The 22,900-nt window shown below is 38.2% G+C and carries 30 protein-coding genes; 24 read left to right on the top strand and 6 right to left on the bottom strand.

Annotation, left to right across the window (positions count from 1 at the left end; genetic code table 11):
* Positions 1-37: 37 nt before the first annotated feature.
* From HU823_RS19915 to HU823_RS19885, 7 genes are all read left to right on the top strand, one after another.
* Positions 38-301: a metal-sensitive transcriptional regulator gene (locus HU823_RS19915; RefSeq protein ID WP_144703088.1), complete on the top strand. Its 264-nt coding sequence runs from the start codon at positions 38-40 to the stop codon at positions 299-301.
* Between the two features lie 188 nt (positions 302-489).
* Entirely contained in the window at positions 490-792 is a 303-nt protein-coding gene (locus tag HU823_RS19910) for a rhodanese-like domain-containing protein (RefSeq protein ID WP_197223184.1), read from the top strand.
* Between the two features lie 14 nt (positions 793-806).
* A complete protein-coding gene (locus HU823_RS19905; RefSeq protein WP_197223168.1) occupies positions 807-1,373 on the top strand; it encodes a sulfurtransferase TusA family protein in 567 nt (188 codons plus the stop codon).
* Between the two features lie 41 nt (positions 1,374-1,414).
* Positions 1,415-2,539 carry an MBL fold metallo-hydrolase gene (locus tag HU823_RS19900; protein ID WP_197223167.1) on the top strand — a complete coding sequence of 375 codons (1,125 nt, stop codon included), beginning with the start codon at positions 1,415-1,417 and terminating at the stop codon, positions 2,537-2,539.
* A 32-nt stretch (positions 2,540-2,571) separates the two neighbouring features.
* Entirely contained in the window at positions 2,572-2,799 is a 228-nt protein-coding gene (locus HU823_RS19895) for a sulfurtransferase TusA family protein (RefSeq protein WP_197223166.1), read from the top strand.
* A gap of 67 nt (positions 2,800-2,866) precedes the next feature.
* Complete coding sequence (locus HU823_RS19890) at positions 2,867-3,349, top strand: DsrE/DsrF/DrsH-like family protein (protein WP_137790616.1); 483 nt, start codon at positions 2,867-2,869, stop codon at positions 3,347-3,349.
* Positions 3,350-3,378: 29 nt separating this feature from the next.
* On the top strand, positions 3,379-4,158 hold the full coding sequence (locus HU823_RS19885) for a sulfite exporter TauE/SafE family protein (protein ID WP_197223165.1): 780 nt from the start codon (positions 3,379-3,381) through the stop codon (positions 4,156-4,158).
* Between the two features lie 209 nt (positions 4,159-4,367).
* Here HU823_RS19885 and HU823_RS19880 read toward each other — a convergent pair whose 3' ends face one another.
* Positions 4,368-4,955, bottom strand: a complete 588-nt coding sequence (locus HU823_RS19880) for a YitT family protein (RefSeq protein ID WP_197223164.1) — start codon at positions 4,953-4,955, stop codon at positions 4,368-4,370.
* Between the two features lie 159 nt (positions 4,956-5,114).
* On the opposite strand from HU823_RS19880, the gene HU823_RS19875 reads away from it, so the two are divergent.
* A complete protein-coding gene (locus HU823_RS19875; RefSeq protein WP_186320606.1) occupies positions 5,115-5,312 on the top strand; it encodes a DUF2642 domain-containing protein in 198 nt (65 codons plus the stop codon).
* A 49-nt stretch (positions 5,313-5,361) separates the two neighbouring features.
* Here the strand turns inward: HU823_RS19875 and HU823_RS19870 are convergent, their stop codons facing one another.
* The 3 genes from HU823_RS19870 to HU823_RS19860 are packed head-to-tail and all read right to left on the bottom strand — an operon-like array spanning position 5,362 to position 7,497.
* Positions 5,362-5,823, bottom strand: a complete 462-nt coding sequence (locus HU823_RS19870) for an ArsI/CadI family heavy metal resistance metalloenzyme (RefSeq protein WP_370630153.1) — start codon at positions 5,821-5,823, stop codon at positions 5,362-5,364.
* 21 nt (positions 5,824-5,844) lie between these two features.
* Positions 5,845-7,137, bottom strand: coding sequence for an arsenic transporter (locus HU823_RS19865; protein ID WP_370630152.1), 1,293 nt, complete (start codon positions 7,135-7,137; stop codon positions 5,845-5,847).
* A gap of 39 nt (positions 7,138-7,176) precedes the next feature.
* Positions 7,177-7,497 (bottom strand): ArsR/SmtB family transcription factor, encoded by a 321-nt coding sequence (locus HU823_RS19860; RefSeq protein ID WP_066391258.1) that lies wholly within the window; start codon positions 7,495-7,497, stop codon positions 7,177-7,179.
* A 138-nt stretch (positions 7,498-7,635) separates the two neighbouring features.
* Between HU823_RS19860 and arsC the strand changes: the two genes are divergently transcribed.
* The 11 genes from arsC (at position 7,636) to HU823_RS19805 (ending at position 17,089) form a co-directional block, all read left to right on the top strand.
* Positions 7,636-8,037 (top strand): arsenate reductase (thioredoxin), encoded by a 402-nt coding sequence (arsC, locus tag HU823_RS19855; protein WP_144703067.1) that lies wholly within the window; start codon positions 7,636-7,638, stop codon positions 8,035-8,037.
* 89 nt (positions 8,038-8,126) lie between these two features.
* On the top strand, positions 8,127-9,347 hold the full coding sequence (locus HU823_RS19850; RefSeq protein WP_197223163.1) for a TolB family protein: 1,221 nt from the start codon (positions 8,127-8,129) through the stop codon (positions 9,345-9,347).
* A gap of 149 nt (positions 9,348-9,496) precedes the next feature.
* Positions 9,497-10,906 carry a SpoVR family protein gene (locus tag HU823_RS19845; RefSeq protein WP_144703061.1) on the top strand — a complete coding sequence of 470 codons (1,410 nt, stop codon included), beginning with the start codon at positions 9,497-9,499 and terminating at the stop codon, positions 10,904-10,906.
* A gap of 142 nt (positions 10,907-11,048) precedes the next feature.
* Complete coding sequence (locus tag HU823_RS19840) at positions 11,049-11,549, top strand: GNAT family N-acetyltransferase (RefSeq protein ID WP_197223162.1); 501 nt, start codon at positions 11,049-11,051, stop codon at positions 11,547-11,549.
* Positions 11,550-11,646: 97 nt separating this feature from the next.
* Positions 11,647-11,982 (top strand): ArsR/SmtB family transcription factor, encoded by a 336-nt coding sequence (locus tag HU823_RS19835; protein WP_144703056.1) that lies wholly within the window; start codon positions 11,647-11,649, stop codon positions 11,980-11,982.
* A gap of 284 nt (positions 11,983-12,266) precedes the next feature.
* On the top strand, positions 12,267-13,133 hold the full coding sequence (locus tag HU823_RS19830) for a permease (protein WP_197223161.1): 867 nt from the start codon (positions 12,267-12,269) through the stop codon (positions 13,131-13,133).
* Between the two features lie 34 nt (positions 13,134-13,167).
* Positions 13,168-13,314 carry a hypothetical protein gene (locus HU823_RS19825; RefSeq protein ID WP_197223160.1) on the top strand — a complete coding sequence of 49 codons (147 nt, stop codon included), beginning with the start codon at positions 13,168-13,170 and terminating at the stop codon, positions 13,312-13,314.
* A 379-nt stretch (positions 13,315-13,693) separates the two neighbouring features.
* Positions 13,694-14,113 carry a MerR family transcriptional regulator gene (locus HU823_RS22190; protein WP_144703050.1) on the top strand — a complete coding sequence of 140 codons (420 nt, stop codon included), beginning with the start codon at positions 13,694-13,696 and terminating at the stop codon, positions 14,111-14,113.
* A 99-nt stretch (positions 14,114-14,212) separates the two neighbouring features.
* Positions 14,213-15,523, top strand: a complete 1,311-nt coding sequence (locus tag HU823_RS19815; protein WP_137790602.1) for a hemolysin family protein — start codon at positions 14,213-14,215, stop codon at positions 15,521-15,523.
* Positions 15,524-15,614: 91 nt separating this feature from the next.
* Positions 15,615-16,226 carry a DedA family protein gene (locus tag HU823_RS19810; protein WP_144703044.1) on the top strand — a complete coding sequence of 204 codons (612 nt, stop codon included), beginning with the start codon at positions 15,615-15,617 and terminating at the stop codon, positions 16,224-16,226.
* Between the two features lie 83 nt (positions 16,227-16,309).
* Complete coding sequence (locus HU823_RS19805) at positions 16,310-17,089, top strand: zeta toxin family protein (RefSeq protein WP_197223159.1); 780 nt, start codon at positions 16,310-16,312, stop codon at positions 17,087-17,089.
* Here the strand turns inward: HU823_RS19805 and HU823_RS19800 are convergent.
* Positions 17,076-17,897 carry a DUF3990 domain-containing protein gene (locus HU823_RS19800; RefSeq protein WP_197223158.1) on the bottom strand — a complete coding sequence of 274 codons (822 nt, stop codon included), beginning with the start codon at positions 17,895-17,897 and terminating at the stop codon, positions 17,076-17,078. The two genes, HU823_RS19805 and HU823_RS19800, sit on opposite strands and share 14 nt — an antisense overlap.
* A gap of 215 nt (positions 17,898-18,112) precedes the next feature.
* On the opposite strand from HU823_RS19800, the gene HU823_RS19795 reads away from it, so the two are divergent.
* The 5 genes from HU823_RS19795 (at position 18,113) to HU823_RS19775 (ending at position 22,124) form a co-directional block, all read left to right on the top strand.
* Entirely contained in the window at positions 18,113-18,700 is a 588-nt protein-coding gene (locus tag HU823_RS19795) for a TetR/AcrR family transcriptional regulator (RefSeq protein WP_144703035.1), read from the top strand.
* A gap of 12 nt (positions 18,701-18,712) precedes the next feature.
* Entirely contained in the window at positions 18,713-19,408 is a 696-nt protein-coding gene (locus HU823_RS19790; RefSeq protein WP_197223157.1) for an SGNH/GDSL hydrolase family protein, read from the top strand.
* 37 nt (positions 19,409-19,445) lie between these two features.
* Entirely contained in the window at positions 19,446-20,273 is an 828-nt protein-coding gene (locus HU823_RS19785; RefSeq protein WP_197223156.1) for an SDR family NAD(P)-dependent oxidoreductase, read from the top strand.
* Positions 20,274-20,365: 92 nt separating this feature from the next.
* Complete coding sequence (locus HU823_RS19780) at positions 20,366-21,061, top strand: response regulator transcription factor (protein WP_144703026.1); 696 nt, start codon at positions 20,366-20,368, stop codon at positions 21,059-21,061.
* Entirely contained in the window at positions 21,054-22,124 is a 1,071-nt protein-coding gene (locus tag HU823_RS19775) for a HAMP domain-containing sensor histidine kinase (protein WP_197223155.1), read from the top strand. Before HU823_RS19780 ends, HU823_RS19775 begins: the two co-directional genes overlap by 8 nt.
* A gap of 174 nt (positions 22,125-22,298) precedes the next feature.
* Here HU823_RS19775 and HU823_RS19770 read toward each other — a convergent pair whose 3' ends face one another.
* Positions 22,299-22,859, bottom strand: a complete 561-nt coding sequence (locus HU823_RS19770; RefSeq protein ID WP_144703020.1) for a YdhK family protein — start codon at positions 22,857-22,859, stop codon at positions 22,299-22,301.
* Positions 22,860-22,900: the final 41 nt, after the last annotated feature.

Below are 22,900 nucleotides of genomic sequence, written 5' to 3'. Positions count from 1 at the left end.
ATATACCCCTATAGGTATATTAAGAGGAGGTGCTGAAATGGAATACACACAAGAAATGAAGAATCGTTTAAAAAGAATTGAGGGGCAAATACGTGGGGTATTGCGTATGCTAGAGGAAGAACAAGATTGTAAATCTGTTATCACTCAATTGTCCGCATCACGTACAGCGATTGACCGTTCAATTGGATTAATCGTAGGCACCAACCTTGAACAGTGTTTACGTGAACAAATGGCAAACGGAGAAGAAATGAATTCTGACATTGTAAAAGAGGCTGTGCAACTTCTCGTAAAAAGTCGTTAATATCTGTCAGTAGTTAAGACTGTTGACAGATTTCCTTTTATCAATTAATATACCCCTATGGGTATTTTGAGGTGCAATCTTCATAATAATTAAGAATGAAATCAGAAGTTTGTCATATATTTTTTGTCATTTTATATACCTATACGGGTATTGGTACTTGTTATGAAAGGGAGATGTTGATTATGTCTATTAAGACGATTGAAGCAAAAGAAGTAGAACGATTATTAGTAAGCGGTAATCCAATCAATATCATTGATGTTCGTGAAAATGATGAAGTTACTCAAGGAATGATTCCGACCGCAACACATATTCCGCTTGGAGAGATCCTTAACCGAATTCATGAGTTGGATTCAAACAAAGAGTATGTCATGGTTTGCCGGTCTGGAAAAAGAAGTGAAAAAGCATGTACGATTTTAGCTTCACACAATATTAAAGTGATTAACATGTTAGGCGGAATGCTTTCTTGGAAAGGTAAAACAATTATCAAATAAGTGGAGGTTACAAAATGAGTATTAAAGTTGATCAAGTATTAGATTGCAAAGGATTATCATGTCCATTACCTATCGTTCGTACGAAGAAAGCGATGGATCAGCTCGAAGCAGGTCAAGTTATTGAAGTTCAGGCAACAGATAAAGGCTCATTGGCTGATATTCAAGGCTGGGCAAGAAACACGGGGAATCAATATTTGGGCACAAAAGAAGAAGGAGAAGTTCTTAAGCACTATTTAAGAAAATCAAATCCTGGTGAGGTCAAAGAAGCTGTGAAGTTCGAGCATACAATTCAGAACGATGAATTAGAAAAAGTCTTGGCTGAAAATAAAGATGATATGCTTCTTCTAGATGTAAGAGAGCCGGCAGAGTATGAGTTCAAACGTATACCTGGGGCAGTATCGATTCCATTAGGAGAACTTGAAAGCAAATTAGACACACTTGAAAAAAATAAAGAAATCCATGTTATTTGCCGTACTGGATCAAGAAGTGATATGGCTGCACAAATGCTGGCTGAAAATGGATTCCAACGTGTTAAAAATGTATTACCTGGTATGGTTGAATGGAATGGACCGACTGAATAAAAAATTTTAACTTTAAATATACCTAGGGAGGTATTTTCGAAATGATAAAAGCATTATCAGCTAAAGAAGTGGCAAATCGAGTTGTTGACGGAAAAATGTTCATTCTGGATGTTCGTAATGAAGGTGACTATAAAGATTGGAGAATTGAAGGAAAAGGAATTAAATCGATTAACCGTCCTTATTTTGATTTGATCGATGGGGTTGAAGAAGTATTAGAAGATCTTCCGAAAGAAGAAGTTCTTGTTGTCTGTGCAAAAGAAGGATCTTCTATCATGGTAGCAGAGATGCTTGATGAAGCAGGCGTTAAAGACGTCTATTATCTAGAAGGTGGTATGAAGTCTTGGAGTGAGTATTTGATGCCGGTGAAGCTTGGGGATTTGAAAGATGGAGGTTCGATCTATCAATTTAATCGTATTGGTAAGGGATGTCTTTCATACCTTGTAGAATCAAACGGTGAAGCGGCTATTATTGATTCTGCTCGTACGATTGAAGCCTATGAAGACTTTGCAAAAGAAAATAGTCTTGAAATTAAGCACATGATTGATACCCACCTTCATGCTGATCATATTTCAGGCGGACGTAAACTGGCAGAAAAGACAGGTGCAACTTATTGGTTACCACCAAAAGATGCTGAAGAAGTAACATTCTCTTTCGCTAAATTAGAAGAAGGAAAAGATATTACGATCGGCAACACGAAGATTGAGATTCAACCTTTATATACACCTGGTCATACGATTGGAAGTACTTCTATGATCGTTGACGGACAATTCTTGCTTTCTGGAGATATTCTGTTCGTTGATTCGATCGGACGACCAGATCTTGCTGGTAAAGCAGAAGATTGGGTTAGTGATTTACGTGATTCACTATATAACAAATACAACAACCTTTCTAAAGATCTAGTCGTGTTACCTGCCCACTTTGGAAAGATCAGCGAACTAGATGAAAGAGGTGCGGTTTCAGCACCACTTGGAGAACTCTTTGAAAAGAACGATGGATTAAACATTAAGAATGAAGATGAGTTTCGAAGAGCTGTAACGGAAAACTTACCGCCACAGCCAAATGCATATCAAGAAATTCGTCAAACAAACATGGGGAAAATCGACCCTACAAACGATGAGCAGCGCGAGATGGAAATTGGTCCAAACCGCTGTGCGATCACTGAGTAACTTAACAAAAAAACTATATGGAGGTTTTACAAATGAACATAACTCAAACTTTAGACACAAAAGGATTATCTTGTCCGATGCCGATCGTCAAAACAAAGAAAGCGATGGATACACTTTCAAGTGGAGACATCTTAGAAGTGTTAGCAACAGATAAAGGAGCAGTTAATGACCTTTCTGCTTGGTCTAAATCTTCAGGTCATGAATTATTAGAGCATAAAGAAGAAGACGGCGTATTTAAGTTTTATATTCAAAAAGGTTAATAAAAAAATTTGTGCAACCAGATACCTATAGAGGTATGGGTATCTGGTTCAAAAGGAGCGTTCAATAATGGAACAAACACAAGATAAATCAACAATGGTTGTATTTAGTGGTGATCTTGATAAAGCGATGGCAAGTTTTATTATCGCAACAGGTGCTGCAGCGATGGGGAAACAAGTAACAATGTTCTTCACATTCTGGGGACTAAACATCTTAAGAAAAGAAGAATACGTGAACGTAAAGAAAACATTCATGGATAAAATGTTTGCAAAAATGATGCCGCAAGGACCTGAAAAGTTAGGTATCTCAAAAATGAACTATGGTGGTTTAGGCGCGAAGATGATGAAGTATACGATGAAGAAGAAAAACATCGTAACACTAAAAGAATTAATTGAAATGGCGCAAGACTTAGATGTTAAGATGGTTGCTTGTACGATGTCAATGGATGTCATGGGTATTACGAAAGAGGAACTTATTGATGGTTTAGATTATGCAGGAGTTGCTTCATACCTAGCTGATGCAGATGAGTCTAAGATCAACTTGTTTATTTAAACAATATCAGCTTTAGGGGAGGTGAAGTCATGGAATTGGGGTTCATAATCACAATCTTTCTAATAGGCTTTATAGGTTCTTTTATATCCGGAATGGTAGGTATCGGCGGATCCATCATCAAGTACCCAATGCTTCTCTATATTCCTGCAATGCTCGGCTTCACAGCATATTCTGCTCATGAAGTATCAGGGATCAGTGCGGTTCAAGTATTCTTTGCAACGATAGGTGGCGTTTGGGCGTATCGTAAAGGCGGTTATCTGAACAAGACATTGATCATCTATATGGGTAGCGCCATCCTAGTAGGAAGTTTCATTGGTGGATTTGGTTCAGAAGCGATGTCAGAAGGGCAAATCAATATTGTTTATGCTGTATTAGCTACATTGGCTGCTATCATGATGTTGATTCCTAAAAAAGGGATCGATGACATTCCATTAGATCAAGTTAAGTTTAATAAATGGCTTGCTGCAGTTCTAGCATTTGTCGTTGGTGTAGCAGCGGGTATCGTAGGGGCTGCAGGTGCATTTATCCTTGTACCGATCATGTTAGTCGTCCTAAAGATACCAACGCGAATGACGATTGCTACATCACTTGCCATTACGTTTATTTCGTCAATCGGCGCTACGGTTGGCAAGATTACGACAGGTCAAGTTTTACTATGGCCGGCGGTGATTATGGTAGTAGCTAGTTTAATCGCTTCTCCACTTGGGGCGCAGTTTGGTAAAAAGATAAATACAAAAATTCTTCAATTTATCTTAGCAGCACTGATAATCGCTACTTCAGTCAAGATCTGGCTAGATATTCTTAGTTGAAGTTAAAATAAATTTAGGCGAGAAGAAACAAGGACCCGAAGTACTTTATTGATACTTCGGGTCCTTTTTTTCATTAAAGCTATAGGGAATAGTGTCATTGAATTCCTTTCAAAATGAAAGCAATAGCAACGACTATATGATATTAAGAAAATGCATTGGTGCTGAAGAGTAAATTGAAGCGGGAAATAAATTGTAAGGGGTCAGTCCCCCTAGATGCTTCTATAGAAATTGATCGACCGTATCAACGTCATCGTCATGGTTGCGAAACCGACGGAAAGAATCGTTACGAGAGAGTAGAAGAGTATACCTTCTCCCATCACATAAAGGCCAGCGAGGATGACTGCAGCATCGATCAAGAAGATAACCATTCCTACATTAATAGAAAACCATCTGGAAAGGAAAAGAGCGATCAGGTCTGTTCCACCTGTACTCGTTTCATGACGCAGCATCCAACCGATCCCTGTTCCGATGAACAGCCCTCCGATCACAGAACCTTCCATAACGGAAACAGAAAACATTCCTCTTAAAGGAGATAAAAGGTCAATGATCAATGACGAAACAAGTAATCCATGTATACTGTTTATAAAGTATCGTCGCTCTAGTTTCCAAGCTATGAGATAGATAGGGATGCTCAGAGTGATGATTGTTAGCCCCACTTTATAACCCCACACATATTTTACGAGAAGACTAATGCCGATCATTCCTCCGTCGAGAAGGTGAAAGGGAACAATGAAACCATTAATGCCTATGCCAAGTAATACGCTTCCTAAGAAAATCGCTATCGTCCGTTCAAACATGGCATTCACCCTGTCTAAGATTATTTCTACATAATATGCTTGGTTGTACAAGAATAGTCATCTGCACAGGGTGTTTGTCCGTGTCTCTTTTCTTTTTTGTGCATGTAATAGTATAGAAAGCCCCTTGCTTGCAGTGCAAAATAGGGAAGGTGATTGGTGTTGAAGAACTTCAGAAGAGAAGCAAAGTGTCTTTTGGAGAGGCAGGTAGTGGTGGATACAACAAATCATTCTTACGAAGGAAGACTTAGAGCAGTTGAAAGAGATTATATTACGCTATGTGTGATGAGCGATAGCCATAACTATTGGGATCAGATCATTATTCGTATTGAAGAGATCGTTGCGATATCTACCATTTGATCATAAAAAAAATCCCTCGCATCTTAAAAAGTGCAGAGGGATTTTTTGTTTATTTTTTTGTGAAACCTAGCGTGATCGGTTGAGGTTGCTGAGGGGGTGCACAGCATAAAGATAAATCTCGTGCATCACCAGCGGATTCAAATTCAGAGTCTTCCTTCGTATAGAAAATCTCCCAAGCGTTGCCGTCGGGATCATATACCCACACTTTATCTTGAACGGCGTAACAGCAGGTTGTATCCATCTCATCGATTAAGAGCAATCCTGATTTTCTAAGTCTTTCTCCCATAGCCAGAACATCTTCCGTGTTGTTAACCTGGAAACCGAGATGATTTAGGACTCCGTCTTTTGAAAAGGGACGTGCATTCAATGAAAAGTGAAGAGCGGGTTGATCAAGCTCAAATTTCGCGTAGTTCTCTTTTACTTTTGTCGGGTCCGTACCGAAAAAGCTTTTATAGAACTCTAGAGATTTTTCTAAGTCTGAACAATTGACTGCAACATGCATGCGTTGAATCATCATAATCTCTCCTTCTTTTTAAGATAGTAGCAATAACCATAAGTAAAGGCCGGTAAGCGTTATGAAAAGTGTTGGGACAGTCAAAATGATTCCGACTTTGAAATAATAGCCCCATGTGATCTTTACACCTTTTTTCGATAAGACATGCAGCCATAAAAGAGTGGCAAGTGAACCAATCGGTGTGATTTTTGGTCCTAAATCAGAACCAATTACATTTGCATAGATCAATGCTTCACGAATAACTCCTGATGTATCCGTTCCCTGTATAGCTAGTGCATCGATCATAACCGTTGGCATGTTGTTCATAACAGATGATAATATAGCCGCCAAGAAACCCATTCCAATTGTAGCAGAGAACAATCCTTGATCAGCGATAACTTGAATCCAGTTGCCTAGCATATCTGTAAGTCCTGCATTACGGAGACCATAAACGACTACATACATTCCTATTGAAAAGACAACAACAGTCCACGGTGCATCTTTAATTACTTTTTTTGTGTGAATTGCAGGACTTTTACGAGCAACGATGATAAAGAAAAGAGCTGCAGCTCCTGCAATGAATGAGACAGGAACACCAATAAATTCACTCGTTAAATACCCGATTAATAGAACTGCTAGTATAATCCATGATAGCTTGAACATCTTCTCATCTCGAATGGCTTCTTTTGGTTGTTTGAGCTGAGAGAGATCATAGTTCTTCGGTATATCTTTTCTGAAAAAGAGGAACAAAACGAGCATACTAGCGAACAGTGAAAAGAAGTTCGGCACGATCATGCGGCTTGCGTATTCAACGAATCCGATGTTAAAGAAATCTGCAGACACGATATTTACTAAGTTTGAGACGACAAGCGGTAATGATGTGGTATCTGCAATAAACCCACTTGCCATAATAAACGGTAATATCATAGCTTCTTTTAATTTCAATGCCCGAACTTGAGCAAGTACGATAGGAGTCAGAATTAATGCTGCGCCATCATTTGCAAAAAAGGCTGAAACTGCAGCTCCGAGCAGAATCACATAGGCAAACATTTTCTTACCGTTTCCACCTGCAAGTCGCGCCATATGTAAGGCTGACCATTCGAAGAAACCGATCTCATCTAAAATAATTGATATGAGTATGATCGCAACAAACGCTAATGTAGCATTCCACACAATCCCGGTAACTGTCCACACATCAGCGAGTGAAACCACGCCAAGAAGAAGTGCGATGATAGCTCCAACGGTCGCAGACCAACCGATGGAAAGACCGCGTGGCTGCCAGATAACAAAAATAATCGTAACTAAAAATACAGCGAAGGCCATTAACGCCATGCTGTTCATAAGAATCCCCCCTATTTATGTAATTCTAAGTTAGCAACAAACTTTTCCACCTGAAGCTTTTAACTCTTCAATCTTAGCTGACATATCAGGTAGTGCTTCTAAATTTGCTTTAATGAATGGATAGATTTCTCCATCAATGGAGTAGAAGATCCATTGGCTGTTACGTCGTTCTTTAACGAGTTTAGCTTGCTTCAATTTTCTTAAGTGTTGTGAAATACTAGGCTGTGTCATCTTTAAGATATCAACTAACTCACATACACATAACTCTTCGTGGCGGAGTAATGCTAATATATTCAATCGTGTTTTATCTGCCATTGCTTTATAACATTCCGTTAACTGATCAAGTTCCATAATTGACTTCACCTCATTAGTATATAACCATATGTTTATATAAAATGTCAAAGAATATATAAATAAATATTGATATAAGGATATACTTATATTATGATGGTCTCGAAAGAAGTTCTTTACTACAGGAGGTTTTACAAAATGGCTAAACCAATCATCTATTTCCTTTGCACAGGTAATTCTTGTCGTTCTCAAATGGCAGAAGGATTTGGACACCACTACCTTGGTGATAAATATGACGTATACTCAGCTGGCATCGAAGCACATGGTGTGAATCCAAACGCGATTAAAGCGATGAAAGAAGTGGATATTGACATCACGAACCAGACATCAGATGTGATCGACAAAGACATTCTAGAAAAAGCAGACTTAGTCGTAACGCTATGTGGTCATGCAAACGATGTATGTCCAGCAACACCACCTCACAAAACACGTGAACATTGGGGATTCGATGATCCAGCAGGAAAAGAGTGGAGTGAATTCCAACGCGTTCGTGACGAAATCGCGGCACGTATCAAACGCTTTGCTGAAACAGGAGAATAAAGTTATACAAAGCTCAGGGACTTCATAGTTCCTGAGCTTTTTTAGTATGATTTTCTTCATTTCGCTCATGTTACTAATGAGGTGATCATGTGAAACGTCTATTTATTTGCGGATTGATTTTTATAAGTATATTCATTAGCCATACAAACTTTGCGGAAGCTTCTGATAGAAGAGCGGCATTTATAAGAAGTGATGGACTTTGGCTTAAAGAAGGTGAATTAGAAAGAAAGCTTGTTGAAAGTTCAGGGCTTACTCATCCAACGTTCTCAAGCAACGGAACATACATCAGTTACATAGCGCATAGAGGAAAAGAGCTATGGGTCTATAACCGTGTAACGCGTTTAAAAAGAAAAGTATTCGATGGCGATGTGAGTTTGACGAGATGGTCTCCGACAGAATCCAAGCTTGCGTGGAAAAGTGGTGGTGTGCTCAATGTGATCGACCTAACAAGACCTGCTTCATCCTTTCAAAATGTCATCCTAGGCACAGGAAACTACAGTTGGACACCTGACGGGAGAGGGTTTGTTGTCTCATCTTCTGCAAATTTAGAGCCTGATGGCTGGAGTCCAGTTCGACTTTTTTATGTTCCTTTAAATGCAAACGGAGATTTAAAAAAAGTACAGAACATTACTACGCTGCCTAAGATGAGTGATACGTTCTTTGCTATAGGTACTACAGAATTCAAGTGGGGGATGGATGATCAGTGGTTTGCGTTCATCGCATGTCCAACAGCATCCATGTCGGCAGACAGCAACACGTTAATGGTTGTTTCTTTAGACGGCTCTAAAACTCGTATGATTGGAAACATGTTGGATCAGCCGAACTGGTTCAACTGGTCGCCGAATACAAAACAGCTCGGCTACATAAAAGGGATCGGAAGGCTGACATCTGAAAATAAACGATTGACGGTATGGAATCCTAAGAGCGGTAAAGAAATAAATCTAAGTTATACCGGTTATGCGGACGGCGATTTTACTTGGTTGAATGATAGGAACATCATAGTAAGCCGTCAGATTGAATGGGGTTATGGGGTACCCCAGGAAAAAAGGGCAAAGCCATTCTTAGTCAGTGTAAAAATAGATGACGGAAGTGGAAAGAGATTAACGAATCCAGCTCGTGGGGAAGCTGATGTTTATCCAAAAACATTACCAGGTGAACAACTGACATGGATTCGTACAAATACCCAGAGTGCAAAAGTAATGGTAAAAGAAGGTTTAGATGCACCTGAAACCTTATGGATTAATAATCTACGAACTCCACAAGATTGTTCTGGATGGTCGTGCATGTTAGATATATATGAAGCAAGGTAAAAACAAGGTGGATCCGTGAAAATGGATTCCCCTTTTTACTTTGAGTAAAAGAAGTTTATGAAACCCGTCCAATATTTCACTTGTTTTCTCATGAATGCCTGTTTTGTTTCATACAGTTAAAAGTAAGGAAATAGCAGGAGGGGGAAAATATGAACTGGGACTTGCAAAATAAGGAGCTAGAAAAAGCAATAGCTGAAATTACCGAGATTGCTGACCACTTTGGCCTTGATTTTTACCCGATGCGGTATGAGATATGTCCTGCCGATATTATTTATACATTTGGTGCGTACGGAATGCCAACCCGTTTCTCTCATTGGAGCTTCGGCAAACAGTTTCATAAAATGAAGCTTCAATATGACTTAGGACTGAGTAAAATTTATGAGCTTGTTATTAACTCAGATCCTTGTTATGCATTCTTACTTGATACGAATTCGCTTATCCAGAATAAATTAATCATTGCCCATGTACTTGCACACTGTGATTTCTTCAAAAACAACGTTCGCTTTTCAAATACGAGAAGAGACATGGTTGAATGCATGACAGCAACAGCTGAACGAGTCGCTCAATATGAACATCTATACGGCAAGAAAGAGGTCGAACAGTTCTTAGACGCTGTTCTCGCCATACAAGAACATATCGATCCATCACTTGTGCGAAACAAGTTAAATTATGTATTTGAAGATGAGGAAGATCTTACGCCTAAGAAAGAAACACCTTACGATGATCTATGGAAACTCGATGACAAGAAAGGTCCCAAACCAGCATTGAAAAAGAAAAAATCATTTCCACCACAACCTGAGAAGGATATTTTGTTATTTATCGAGCAATATAGCCGCGAGCTTGAAGAATGGCAGCGTGATATCCTTTCCATGATGAGAGAAGAGATGCTCTATTTCTGGCCACAGCTTGAAACGAAAATCATGAACGAAGGCTGGGCTAGCTATTGGCACGCAAAGATCCTGCAAGAGATGGATTTGACTTCACACGAGACTATTGAATTCGCGAAACTGAACGCTGGAGTTGTTCAGCCGTCGAAGACATCGATCAACCCGTATTACTTAGGCTTACAGATTTTTAAAGACATTGAAGATCGCTACAACAACCCTGATGCAGAGTTAATCAGACAAGGAGTAAAACCTGGTTCAGGACGTGAGAAAATGTTCGAAGTGCGTGAACTAGAATCCGATATGTCTTTCATCCGAAACTATTTAACGAAAGATCTCGCTCAGCGGGAAGACATGTATCTGTTTCAAAAACAAGGTAAGGAATACAAGGTGGTTGATAAGCAGTGGGAAGAAGTACGTGATCAGCTTGTAGGGATGAGGGTAAACGGAGGATTTCCATATATCACGGTCAACGACGCCGATTATATGAAAAACGGAGAGCTCTACCTCAATCATAGCTTTGAAGATATGGAGCTGGATGTGAAATATCTAGAAAAAGTGCTTCCACATCTTCATCACCTATGGGGACGTCCTGTTCATATGGAGACGAGAATTGAACAGAAGCCTGTTTTATTTACGTATGATGGGAAGACGGTGCATCGGAAGTATCTATAAATTAAACAAGTGTTTAATGTTAACGAGGAAAGCACGCTTAAAAAAGTGTGCTTTTTTTCTGTACAAGAAAATATAAACTCAGCAAACAAGTTTGTTTTTTGCTATTTTTAATACAAATAGTTTGAAAGGAAGTTGAAATAGTATGTGCAGTTCTTACTTTATAGATAATATGCATACCAATGATTGGACACATGTAAGAAACATCTATTTAAAAGGCATCACTACAGGTAATGCTACCTTTCAGCAGGAAGCTCCTTCATGGAATGAATGGGATAACAGTCATTTATCATGTTGTCGTTTCGTTGTTCGTTCTAGCGATCGAGTATCAGGGTGGGCTGCCTTAAGTGCTGTGTCAAGCAGGTGTGTATATGCTGGAGTTGCTGAAGTAAGCGTTTATGTAGATTCTGATTACCAAGGAAAGGGGATTGGAAGCTCTCTTATGAAAATCCTCATTGAAGATAGTGAGAAAAATGGCATTTGGACATTACAAGCAGGGATTTTTCCTGAAAACCAGTCGAGTGTAGCTCTACATAAAAAATGGGGATTTAAAGAAGTGGGTACAAGAGAAAAAATTGGTGAGATGAACGGAGTGTGGCGTGATGTCATCTTGCTGGAACGAAGAAGTAAAAAAGTTGGAGTATAAAAAAAAATCAATTTTTTTTGATTTATTAGTTGCGAATTAGTAAATAAAGGATATAATGAAATTACATCAAATAATTTTGATGTTAGGAGTGATACAAATGAAAAAAGAAATTCCTTTATTAAATACCATAACTACAGCATCAAACCAAGATTTAGAGAAATATGAACAAAAGTTTAAAGCGCTCGCTGATCAGCAGCGACTGCAAATTATCAATATCCTGGCTGTTAAAGAAAGTGTATGTGTTTGTGATCTCACGCCGATTATTGACATGCCGCAATCTAAGCTATCGTATCATCTAAAAATTCTGTTAGAAGCAGACTTGATAAAAAAGGAAAAACAAGGTACCTGGAACTATTATTCTTTGAATGTAAGTGAACTAAAAGGAATTTTATCAGATCAATTATGCTGTGTGTTTTTACCATCATCTTGTTAAATGACGTACTACGCTTGTAGTGCTTCATTTTTACATAAAACATCAAATTTTTTTGATGTATAAATCAATTATTTTTGATATAACGGAGGACGATTTTTATGAATATTTATTTTCTTGAAAAGATGATTGAAATGAAGAAAAGAGAAGTGGAAAATTTTGCGAAAGAAAATGGCAGACCAAAACAAATAAAATCAAACACTTTTAGTAGATCACCCTTAATAAAGAGGGAAACAACACAATCAAATCAAGTATGCTGCGCTTGATAAAAAGGGAGAAGAAATATTATGTGGATGGATACCTTTCAAAGTTTTTTAAGTATAGCCCTAGAACTGACTATTCTGTTCGTAGTGATCTCGTTTGTTATCAATTTACTTCAAACTTATATCCCTTATGAAAAAGTTGAGAAATATTTGGGAGGAAAGAACAAAGGAATAGGAGCATTATTCGCATTACTCTTTGCTTTTGTAACACCTTTTTGTTCTTGCTCTACCATACCAGTTGTTGTGAACATGTTAAAAAAGAAAATGCCTTTTTCCATAGTGATGGTATTTCTTTTTTCCTCACCCGTACTTGATCCCACGATCATCACTATTATGGGAGTGTTATTAGGGTGGAAAGTAACGATCCTCTACACCATCATCACAGCGGTATTTTCTGTGATCATCGGTTTTGCACTTGAAGCATTAGGATTTGAGAAATCAGTAAAGAACGTCGTGATGTCAGGGTATCAAGAAGAAACGAAAAAGTTTGATGTGAAAGTTGCTCTTTTAGAAACAATGAATTTGATGAGGAGTGTTTATCCTTATCTTTTACTCGGAGCAGCTATTGGAGCTGTTATTCATGGATTGGTACCAACAAATTGGATTGCAAATACGTTTGGCAGCGATAACTGGTGGATCGTTCCGATAGCGGCGGTTGTAGGGATTCCTTTATACATCAGGCTATCGAGCATGATTCCGATCTCTCAAGTTCTGATCGCAAAAGGAATGGCGCTTGGCCCTGTGATGGCACTCATGATCTCATCAGCTGGTGCTAGCCTTCCAGAGGTTGTTCTCTTAAAGTCCATTTTCAAGAAAGAACTCGTCATTATGTTTGTCCTATCTGTGATTACCATGTCAACAATCTCTGGTTTTATTTTCTATCTTGTTTAAGATCTTTCACAAAGCTTGAAAGGAGGTGAGATTAATGAGTTTCATAAAAATTTTCTATGGAAACAAAAATGAAAAAGAAGCTAACTGCTGCAGCGTTCAAATTGTTGAAGTAAGTGATAGAGAAGAAGCAGTATGTTGTGAAACAGAGAATAGTAAAGCTCAAAACAAATGTTGCGTATAAATTAGCAAAAATCAATCCACATATTCTGCTAAAAAACATTCCTATTTTAGGGATGTTTTTTTATGAATAAGAACATACAAGTTGAAGTAGCTCGTTCAGGCCCAACAAGCAATCTCCATTCTAAACCATTTGAATACTGACCCCGCCATTGAATTTAGACAGATGAGTTCCTGAGGAGTGAAACGAACAAATGTGAATCACCGCTTGCCCCGCGGAAAGCGAGTATCTGAATCGGACATCAACGTCTTTCACAAACAACAAAGTCTACGTAACATCCATTCGTTTTTGAACGTTTCGTGACAGGTAGAACTGTCCAGTTGACTGTATGGTTTTGGCTGTTGTACATTGTATGTAATTATCAAGAGGAAGAGGTGAGGATATTGGGAAGGCGTATCGTATTGGTGAACTAGCAGAGGTAACAAATGTATCTAAAAGAACCATCGACTATTATTCCCAGATTGGTTTACTCCAGCCTCTTCGAACGGATTCGAATTATCGATTATATGACGAAGAGACGATTCATGTATTAGGGTTGATTGAGCATTATAAGAAGCTGAACATGCCCTTGCATGAAATCAAGTCTGTGATTGAACTAGTCAAATTGAAAAGTACTGAAAATGAACAGGTCGAGAAGTACGTGGACCAGATCGCAGAGCTCATGAAACACCTAGAGGCAGAGATCAAAGAGATCAAACCAATCATGGAGAGCTTAAACGATAAGCAAAGAGAGCTGCTCTTAAATAAAGTCTCTCCTCAAGGCATGACTTTAGCGCATTCATTACTTTTACTTTTCGGGTAAATAATAGTTGAGAGATATTCTTCGTGTTAAACGATCTAAACTATTTATAAAACCTGGGAGGTGTATTCCTTGTGGTTCATGTAACCATGAGGAGAACATTTGGAGATTATTAACTTAATTATGGTAGCTATTTTAATCGCGTTGACTGCTTTTTTTGTAGCTACCGAATTCGCGATTGTAAAGATTCGTACAACAAGACTGGATCAACTCGTTGCAGAAGGAAATACGAAAGCGGTAGCTGCTAGAAAGGTTGTCGGAAACCTCGACGAGTACCTTTCAGCCTGTCAGCTTGGTATAACCATTACAGCATTAGGATTAGGGTGGTTAGGAGAGCCGACGGTAGAGCACTTGTTGCATCCGCTTTTTGTAGAGTTTGATCTGTCTGAGTCTGTTTCTAGTATCTTATCGTTTATTATCGCCTTTGCTTTAATTACATTCTTACACGTAGTTATTGGAGAGCTGGCACCAAAAACACTCGCTATTCAAAAGGCGGAAGCCGTTACGTTAAGAATTGCAAAACCAATCATGTTTTTCTATAAGATTATGTATCCGTTTATTAAAACATTGAACGGATCTGCGCGTATTTTTACAGGATGGTTTGGTTTGAAACCTGCATCTGAACATGAACTAGCTCACTCGGAGGAAGAGTTGAGACTCATTCTTTCTGAGAGCTATAAAAGCGGTGAGATCAACCAGTCAGAGTTTAAATATGTAAATAATATTTTCCAATTCGACGACCGTACCGCCAAAGAAATCATGGTACCTCGCGTTGATATGGTAACACTAGATAAATCAGAAACAGTTAAAGAAAGCATTGCTGTTGTAACAGAAGAGAACTATACTCGATATCCGATCATAGATGGAGATAAAGACAGTGTTATCGGTATGGTAAACATGAAGCAAGTATTAACAGACTTCGTTAACGGCAAGAATCCAGATGCTTCACTCGAAGAATATGTAAGACCAGTTATTCAGGTTTTTGAAACGATGCCTATACATGATCTATTGTTAAAAATGCAGAAAGAACGTGTTCATATGGCGATCTTGATCGATGAATATGGTGGTACTTCAGGACTTGTTACGGTTGAAGATATTCTTGAAGAAATCGTAGGCGAAATTCGAGATGAATTTGATGAGGATGAAGTGCCTGATATCAAAAAGGTCGATGAAAACAGAACAATTCTTGATGGTAAAGTATTGATTTCAGAAGTGAACGATCTTTTTGGTCTAAACATTAACGATGAAGATGTTGATACGATCGGTGGATGGATTCTTTCTGAAAAGATGGAGATCAAAATGGGCGATGAGGTTTCAGTGGAAAACTATCGTTTCAAGATTTTAGAAATTGATGGGTATCATGTTAAGTCACTTGAAGTATTAAATGTGAAGAACGAAGAATCTATAAACTAATCAAAGAAGACGTGCAAGCTCTGCACGTCTTTTTTATAAAAAAGCAGTAGTTGTTCTTAGCAATTTAGTTCTAGAAACAAAGGAGTTAGTTATGGAGAATTGGTTAATCAATATCATGAACGAATTTGGATATTGGGGAATTCTACTGTTAATCGCATTAGAAAACGTATTTCCTCCGATTCCATCTGAGATCATTTTAACTTTTGGAGGGTTCATGACGCACTCTTCAGATTTAAATATAGTAGGTGTTATTTTAGCCGCGACAGTCGGTTCTGTTTTGGGAGCGGTGATTCTATATGGTGTAGGACTGCAGCTTGATGTGGAACGTATGGAGAAGATCGTTGACAGATGGGGACATATCCTTCGATTAACGAAGAAGGATATTCACAAAGCAGATGCATGGTTTGATAAATATGGTCCATGGACGGTATTCTTTTGTCGTTTCATTCCGTTGATTCGAAGCTTAATCTCTATTCCGGCGGGCATGTCCAATATGAATTTTGGTTTATTCCTTGTTCTTACAACATTCGGAACATTGATCTGGAACATTGCTCTCGTTAATCTGGGTGCGTATTTTGGAGCGTCATGGGAAGTCATTGTAGGGTATATGGACGTTTACTCCAAAATCATCTATGCTGTTTTGGCGTTACTCTTTGTTTCTGTTGTCATTCTTTATATACGAAAACGCAGACAAAATAGCTAACTTTAGTCTTAATTAAACATAAATGTCCGTTTTGAAGAATCTCCTAGTGATAGGGGATTCTTTTTTTTGGAGGTGAACTAGGGATGTGGAGTTGGATGGTTTCAAAGATCCTATACACTTCGAGGGTTAGAGGTCTCCCGTTCAAAGAAACCAAAGTGGTCTTTACAGACAAAAACAATATGTATATAAAAGAACGAGAAGCTCTGCATCAAAAAATTTTAGCTACACTCATTAAACGATCAAAAATGGATAACCTTCAACCTCCGATCGCTGTGTTAGTTGGAGGAGGGAGTGCTTCTGGTAAAACATCTTTGTGTGAAAGTATCGTGAAACAAAACATAAAAAAGAAGAAAAGACATTTGATCTCAATTGATCCGGACGAAATAAAAAAAATGATTCCTGAGTATCAATCGTATCAAAAAAAATTTCCTAGTTCAGCCGCTGCCCTTGTTCATAAAGAATCGGTGGATATCTCCGAAAAGTTAGTCCATCACATGTTAGAAACAAAAAGGTCGTTCCTGCTAGAAGGAACAATGGCGAAAACAGGTAAGTATGTATCTCTAGTGAACAGCTTACAAAAAAGAAGATATGAAGTAATCGTATATATTGTAGATGTTCCTGTTGATGTTGCAATCGATAGAGAAGCAATCAGAGCTAAAAAAACGGGGCGATCTATACCTCGGCATGTTATTGAACATACACATCGGCGTATTCCAAAAACTTTTTTAGCTATTAAGGAGGAAGTGTCTTTTTTTGAGGGGTATGACAATCAAAATGGATTAAAGCTCTTTATCTCTAACCATTTCATAGATGAAAATAGGTATAAAGAATTTTTGAGAAAGAGTATGATTAGAGTTGAATGATGGAATCGAGACAGCGTTCGAATTCGTCAATCCATATCCTTTTGGATTGATAGAAGATAGAGAATGCCCAGTAAAGTGCAGTTTCATGGGAATGAAGATCTGAGAATGAATGAGTCATTAAGTACTTTTTTATGAAGGGATAGGCTTGTTTCTCTTTCATTGTACTTATTATCATAAGGTTTTTACCGATTTCTGATATAAACGCTTCTTGATCGTGATTTTTGAATTCTGAACTGTTCATCCACTTTTTTGGTGGGAGTTTGATAATCATCGGACTTGATAAACAACGTAGAGCTCTATTGTTATGAAACGAAAGTTGTTCTTTAAATGGAGATGCTTTTATTTCACCTGTACTGTTAAAATGTCCACTCCAAACAGGACCATATACAAAGTCGTAACCATGCTTCATTCCTTTACGAGACGTTTTTACAAAGTCTTTCCAATCATCCTTATTTAATTTCCATTTCTCATCGTGTGGTAAAGGGAAGATTCTGCCCTGTAATCTTCCTAGAGCATATAAATCCACTGAGAATGCTAAATAAGCTGGGATCTTTGTGTCAGGGTGGTTTAGATAATCTGATTCAGTAAAGTTTAATAAATCTAGTATATGGGGTGAAAGTTGCTTGTTCTTTGCTCTAAAGTAAGACCAAGATTTAGCTTGTTCTCTACTAAAAGTTACGTAAAAGCCTTGACCAAAATCAGTTCTCAATCTTTGTGCTTCTAACCAGATACCGTTTTGTTGGATAAGCTTAGCAGCAAATAATTTAGTACCATGATAGACCGTACGATATCGATTGTTTGCAAGCAAATTGATCTCCCCCTTATACATGTAATATGTAAAATGGAAAAGAAGGTTACAGATGGAGATTTGAATAGTACATATTTGCCAAACACCCTCATTCGGGTGTTTTTTTGATAATATTTACAATTTTGTGAATGTATTAGAAAATACATTTTCAACAACTGTTAAAAAATGTATAATAAATTAGAACGGTCGTTCAAATTATGAAAGGAATTAAAGCAGTGAGTAAAAGAAGATACAACAGTGAAACAGCAAAACTCGAAATCATGGAGAAAGCCTTTTTACTCTTTTCGCAAAAAGGTTACACACAAACTTCGGTTTCTGATATCTCAAAAGCTTCTGGATATAGCAAAGGACACATTTATTATCATTTTGAGAATAAAGAAAAGTTGTTTGTATTATTAGCTCAACGAACAATGAAGGAATGGTATTTGAAGTGGATGAATAAAGAACCTGAATTTACTTGTGCATCCGATAAGCTTTATGGAATGGCTTTGCATGTTCTTTATAATTACCAAACTCCTCTTTTAAAAGGAGGACAAGAGCTTGCTTCCAATCCTGAATCTAGTCCAGAATCCATTAAGCAGCTATACGAATTAGCGGTCATTCCAATGGGTGCTTATCGTGCAATTCTCGTTCAAGGGATAGAAGAAGGCGAATTTAAGAAAGGCAATATCGATGAATGGACGGTTTTGATCGGCACATGGCTTGGTGGCCTTTGTCAGCTTACGAATACTCAGGAACTTCACACCTTAGAACCGCTCTTTAAGAATGCTGTAAGTATTTTTTTAGGATCCATCCACAAATAAGGAGGAAACGGTATGAGAATCGGATTAATCGGTGACAGTCTGACAGAAGGAAGACCTGGTGTTTCTTTTTTTAAACTCTTACAGAAACAATATCCCCGCATGACGTTTGTAAACCTAGGCAAACCGGGGGAGTCTGTTAAAAGCTTGCATAGCCGCCTAACAAAAAAGAAGTTAGAAGCCTTTGATCTTGCTTTCCTTTGGATTGGTGTTAATGATGTCTATTCAAAATTACTAAGTGTTCAAGCACAACCTGTTGCAGAAGATCATGAAGAGTTTAAAGCGTATTATCAAAAAAATTTAGAGTGTGTCTTATCTTCCTCAAAAGTTGTAATTACGGTTACTCCAGCAATAGTTGGTGAGGATCTGAATAATGTCTCAAATCAAGAGATTAAACAATTAAATACCCTCATTACATCCATCGCTCACAAACATACAAATGTTTCCATACTTAATCTACACACCGTTTTTGAAAACCACCTCTCTTCAATAAAGAGTTCCGACTATATCAGTACAAAAGTATTAACAGTTATGAAAGATGTTCTTTTTTATAAAAAAACATCAAGAATCGATCAGTTGTCAAAGAAACGTGGGTTGCATCTGACACTTGATGGCATTCATTTGAACAGTAAAGGCGCTCAAATTGTTGCAGATGAATATGCAGCAATAATTGATCAACATCAATTTATTGAAAAGGATGCATTGAAGTAATCATAGTTAAAAATAAGTAACAAAGGTGGTTGGTTCGATGGATGAGCGAAGAGTTGCGATTGTAACAGGCGGAGCTTCGGGGATCGGTTACGCACTTTGTGAGGAGCTCGTCTCACAAAACGTGTTTGTCATCATCACGGATATCAATCAAGAATTAGGTATACAGGTTGAAGAGAAATTAAACAGTGGAGCCAAAAATGCAAGATTTCAATTTTTAGACGTAACGGATGCTAAAAGTGTAGAGAAAGCTATAAAAGATATATATACGGAGTTTGGAAGGCTAGATTATTTGTTTAATAATGCTGGCATAGCGATGTATGGTGAATTGTATGATACGCCTCTAGACGACTGGCATTCAATTATGAATGTTAATCTTTGGGGAGTTATACACGGAACTCACGCAGGATATCGAATAATGAAACAACAAGGGTTTGGCCATATCGTAAACACAGCTTCTGCTGCGGGACTAGGTCCATCTCCCGTTTCTGCAGCCTATGGAACCACGAAACACGCAGTAGTTGGATTAACAACTTCTCTTCATTATGAGGCAGAAGAATTCGGCATTAAAGTGAGTACACTTTGTCCTACGTTCGTGGACACACCAATCTTCGAGAAAGCAAAAGCTATTCAAATAGATAAAGATGTGATTATGAAGCAATTTCAAAAACAAAAGATGATGTCTCCAGAAAAACTAGCAAAACTAACAATCGATGGCATACATAAAAATAAGCCTATCATATGCCCTATGCCGATGCGAAGAACGATGGACGTTTTTTTTACGCTATTTCCTGTAGCACATAGAGGATTGATGAGGCTGGTTTGCAGAGTAAGCCGAAAAGCGAGGCTAACTAAAAAAATAAAGTGAACTGCTAGCGTTCTAGAGCAGTTCATTTTTTATTTAAGCCGTGAATTCTTCGTTATAATACAAGTAATCTAACTTTTGGAGGAGTAATGATCGTGAAAACCATTTTGATCGTGGAGGATGAACCAAAGCTGTTGGAAGTTGTCTCTTCATACTTAAAAAAGGAAGGGTTTAACACTTTAGAAGCTCTTACTGCTAACGATGCTATTTATTTTATAAAAAATAACTCTGTAGATTTCGTAATACTCGACCTTATGTTGCCAGATATGAGTGGAGAAGCACTCTGTCAGAGAATTAGACAGACCCACACATTACCGATTTTAATGTTGACTGCAAAGGTGAGTGAAGAAGATCGCATCAATGGATTATCTCTCGGTGCTGACGATTATATGGTGAAACCTTTTAGCCCGCGCGAACTTGTTTTACGGGTTAAAACGATATTGCGCCGAACAGGAGATGAGGGGTTATTGGCTGAGCAGATTACTTATAACAAAGGAGAACTTAAAGTCGATGCTCGTAAACAAGAAGTTTACGTACATGGAGATCTTGTCAACCTTACACCGAATGAATATAAACTATTGCTGACATTTGGCAGACATCCAAATCGTGTTTTTTCGAGAGAGGAATTAGTGGAGAAGATTTTAGGGTTCGATTATGAAGGTGACACTAGAACCATCGATCAACACGTCAAAAATTTAAGGTCTAAACTTGAGACTGATCCTAAGAACCCGCGTTATATCGTTACAGTGTTCGGGGTAGGATATAAGTTTACTGGAGGCAGCCATGTTTAAAGGTCTGCATTCAAGACTGACACTCATTTTTATTTTGGCTGCGTCATCCATTCTCATTATTGCCGGTCTTATCATCATGTACGAAGTCCACTTCCATTTTACGATGTTTCAAAAAGATGTGCCGGAATTTAATAGTATAGAGCCTTTAACGCATCACTTTGAAAAGGCGCTGTTAAGTTCAGTTCTTTGGACGTCGATCGGTGCAATACTTTTAGTCTGTATCATTAGTTATTTTGTGGCTAAGAACTTATCAAAACCTATGGTAGAGATGAGAAAAGTGGCAGAAAAGATGGCTAAGGGAGAGCTTCACGTCAGAGTGAAGACACTTGGAGATGATGAGCTCAATGACCTGGGTAACTCTCTAAATCAGCTTGCCGCTAAACTACAATTACAGGAAACTTACCGTAAAAATATGACTTCAGATATTGCTCATGAGCTCAGAACCCCATTAGCGACGATTAAAAGTCATTTAGAGGCTTTTGAAGATGGGGTTTTCGAGCCAACTACAGCCCGTATACAGTCATTAACAGGTGAAATCGATCGACTGATTACAATCGTGCAGGATCTTGAATATTTAACAGCCATGGAGGCACCTGAGTTCTCACTAAATAAGAAACCACAACAACTAAACCATATCCTCATAAAAAGTGTGGATGCCGTATCAGGAGCATTTATACAAAAGGGAATATTACTTCGAAGTGAATTGGATAGTGATATTGAATTAAATATGGATGGCAAACGAATGTCTCAAGTGTTTATGAACCTGTTCAGTAATGCGTTAAGGTATACACCTAGAGGGGGAGAAGTTACGGTTGTGACTCATGTTTATACCGAATCAGTATTGATATCCATACGAGATACAGGAATCGGCATTCCAGAAGAAGAGAGTAAACACGTGTTTGAACGCTTCTATCGAGGAGAAAAATCAAGGAACAGAGAACATGGAGGCAGCGGGATCGGTTTGACGATTGTAAAAAGAATCGTTGAAGCTCACGATGGACAGATTTGGATAAATGAGGAGTATAAGCGAGGAACTGATGTGAAAATGAAATTTTTCAGATAAGGAAGCCGGCGTGATTAGGGACGCCGGCTTTTTTCGATATTCATGTGTGCTTTGTCGAAAAGCCTATAAACTTTTTGAAGGACTATAAATGGAGATTTCGAGCCTATAACTGCAGACTAAGGGTCTATAAAATATTTTTAAGGCCCATAAATCCATATTTCGGGCCTATAAAAATTATTTGCCCTTAGATAGCTCGCTTTCTGTCACCCATTTGTGGTTCTTGATACGTTCTCCACCTGTTGTAGGCGTATAGTCGACCATATAGACGGTAGTTTGTTCAGCAGAATCAATTGTAGCTTTTGCGCCTTTCATACCTTTCATATGATCTGCTTCAAGGATAACTTCTGTTCCTGAAGTTAGAGGTTTATCACCTGCATCTTTGATCTCTTCGTGTATGACCCACTTGTGATCCTTTACTTTTTTTCCACCTGTTGTAGGTGTGTAACTTACGGTATATACGGTTGTATCATATGCACCAACGATTGTAGCTTCTGCATCGTTCATACCTTTCATATGATCTGCATGAATAACCGCTTTACTTCCAACTTCATATGTTGGATTTGCTTCCTCCTTAAGTCCTTCAGGCACTTCTCCAGAACTTGAATGGTTCATCTCTCCATGATCTGCATGATCTTGACTATTTTCATTCTTTTTTGTTTCCTCATCTTTTCCACATGCTGAAAGAACGAGTGAGAATGAGAGCAACATCGTGATAAATAGTTTATTTTTAACCATTAATAAAACCTCCTTTATGGGCTAGTGTTAGTATTCTTCTT

The organism is Fictibacillus sp. 18YEL24 (assembly GCF_015903855.1).
GTDB lineage: Bacteria > Bacillota > Bacilli > Bacillales > Fictibacillaceae > Fictibacillus > Fictibacillus phosphorivorans_C.
The sequence above is the reverse complement of the archived record's forward strand: the minus strand, read 5'-3'. Positions and strand labels throughout refer to the sequence as shown.

Bases quoted from the DNA above. Each gene is read 5' to 3' on its own strand.
- HU823_RS19865 (WP_370630152.1), bottom strand. From the start codon at position 7,137: ATGGCGTTAATGGCCTTCGCTGTATTTTTAGTTACGATTATTTTTGTT.
- HU823_RS19810 (WP_144703044.1), top strand. From the start codon at position 15,615: ATGGAGAATTGGTTAATCAATATCATGAACGAATTTGGATATTGGGGA.
- HU823_RS19835 (WP_144703056.1), top strand. From the start codon at position 11,647: ATGAAAAAAGAAATTCCTTTATTAAATACCATAACTACAGCATCAAAC.
- HU823_RS19880 (WP_197223164.1), bottom strand. From the start codon at position 4,955: ATGTTTGAACGGACGATAGCGATTTTCTTAGGAAGCGTATTACTTGGC.
- HU823_RS19830 (WP_197223161.1), top strand. From the start codon at position 12,267: ATGTGGATGGATACCTTTCAAAGTTTTTTAAGTATAGCCCTAGAACTG.
- HU823_RS19890 (WP_137790616.1), top strand. From the start codon at position 2,867: ATGGAACAAACACAAGATAAATCAACAATGGTTGTATTTAGTGGTGAT.
- HU823_RS19785 (WP_197223156.1), top strand. From the start codon at position 19,446: ATGGATGAGCGAAGAGTTGCGATTGTAACAGGCGGAGCTTCGGGGATC.
- HU823_RS19860 (WP_066391258.1), bottom strand. From the start codon at position 7,497: ATGGAACTTGATCAGTTAACGGAATGTTATAAAGCAATGGCAGATAAA.
- HU823_RS19775 (WP_197223155.1), top strand. From the start codon at position 21,054: ATGTTTAAAGGTCTGCATTCAAGACTGACACTCATTTTTATTTTGGCT.
- HU823_RS19805 (WP_197223159.1), top strand. From the start codon at position 16,310: ATGTGGAGTTGGATGGTTTCAAAGATCCTATACACTTCGAGGGTTAGA.
- HU823_RS19900 (WP_197223167.1), top strand. From the start codon at position 1,415: ATGATAAAAGCATTATCAGCTAAAGAAGTGGCAAATCGAGTTGTTGAC.
- HU823_RS19825 (WP_197223160.1), top strand. From the start codon at position 13,168: ATGAGTTTCATAAAAATTTTCTATGGAAACAAAAATGAAAAAGAAGCT.
- HU823_RS19845 (WP_144703061.1), top strand. From the start codon at position 9,497: ATGAACTGGGACTTGCAAAATAAGGAGCTAGAAAAAGCAATAGCTGAA.
- HU823_RS19895 (WP_197223166.1), top strand. From the start codon at position 2,572: ATGAACATAACTCAAACTTTAGACACAAAAGGATTATCTTGTCCGATG.
- HU823_RS19790 (WP_197223157.1), top strand. From the start codon at position 18,713: ATGAGAATCGGATTAATCGGTGACAGTCTGACAGAAGGAAGACCTGGT.
- arsC (WP_144703067.1), top strand. From the start codon at position 7,636: ATGGCTAAACCAATCATCTATTTCCTTTGCACAGGTAATTCTTGTCGT.
- HU823_RS19915 (WP_144703088.1), top strand. From the start codon at position 38: ATGGAATACACACAAGAAATGAAGAATCGTTTAAAAAGAATTGAGGGG.
- HU823_RS19770 (WP_144703020.1), bottom strand. From the start codon at position 22,859: ATGGTTAAAAATAAACTATTTATCACGATGTTGCTCTCATTCTCACTC.
- HU823_RS19885 (WP_197223165.1), top strand. From the start codon at position 3,379: ATGGAATTGGGGTTCATAATCACAATCTTTCTAATAGGCTTTATAGGT.
- HU823_RS19905 (WP_197223168.1), top strand. From the start codon at position 807: ATGAGTATTAAAGTTGATCAAGTATTAGATTGCAAAGGATTATCATGT.
- HU823_RS19840 (WP_197223162.1), top strand. From the start codon at position 11,049: ATGTGCAGTTCTTACTTTATAGATAATATGCATACCAATGATTGGACA.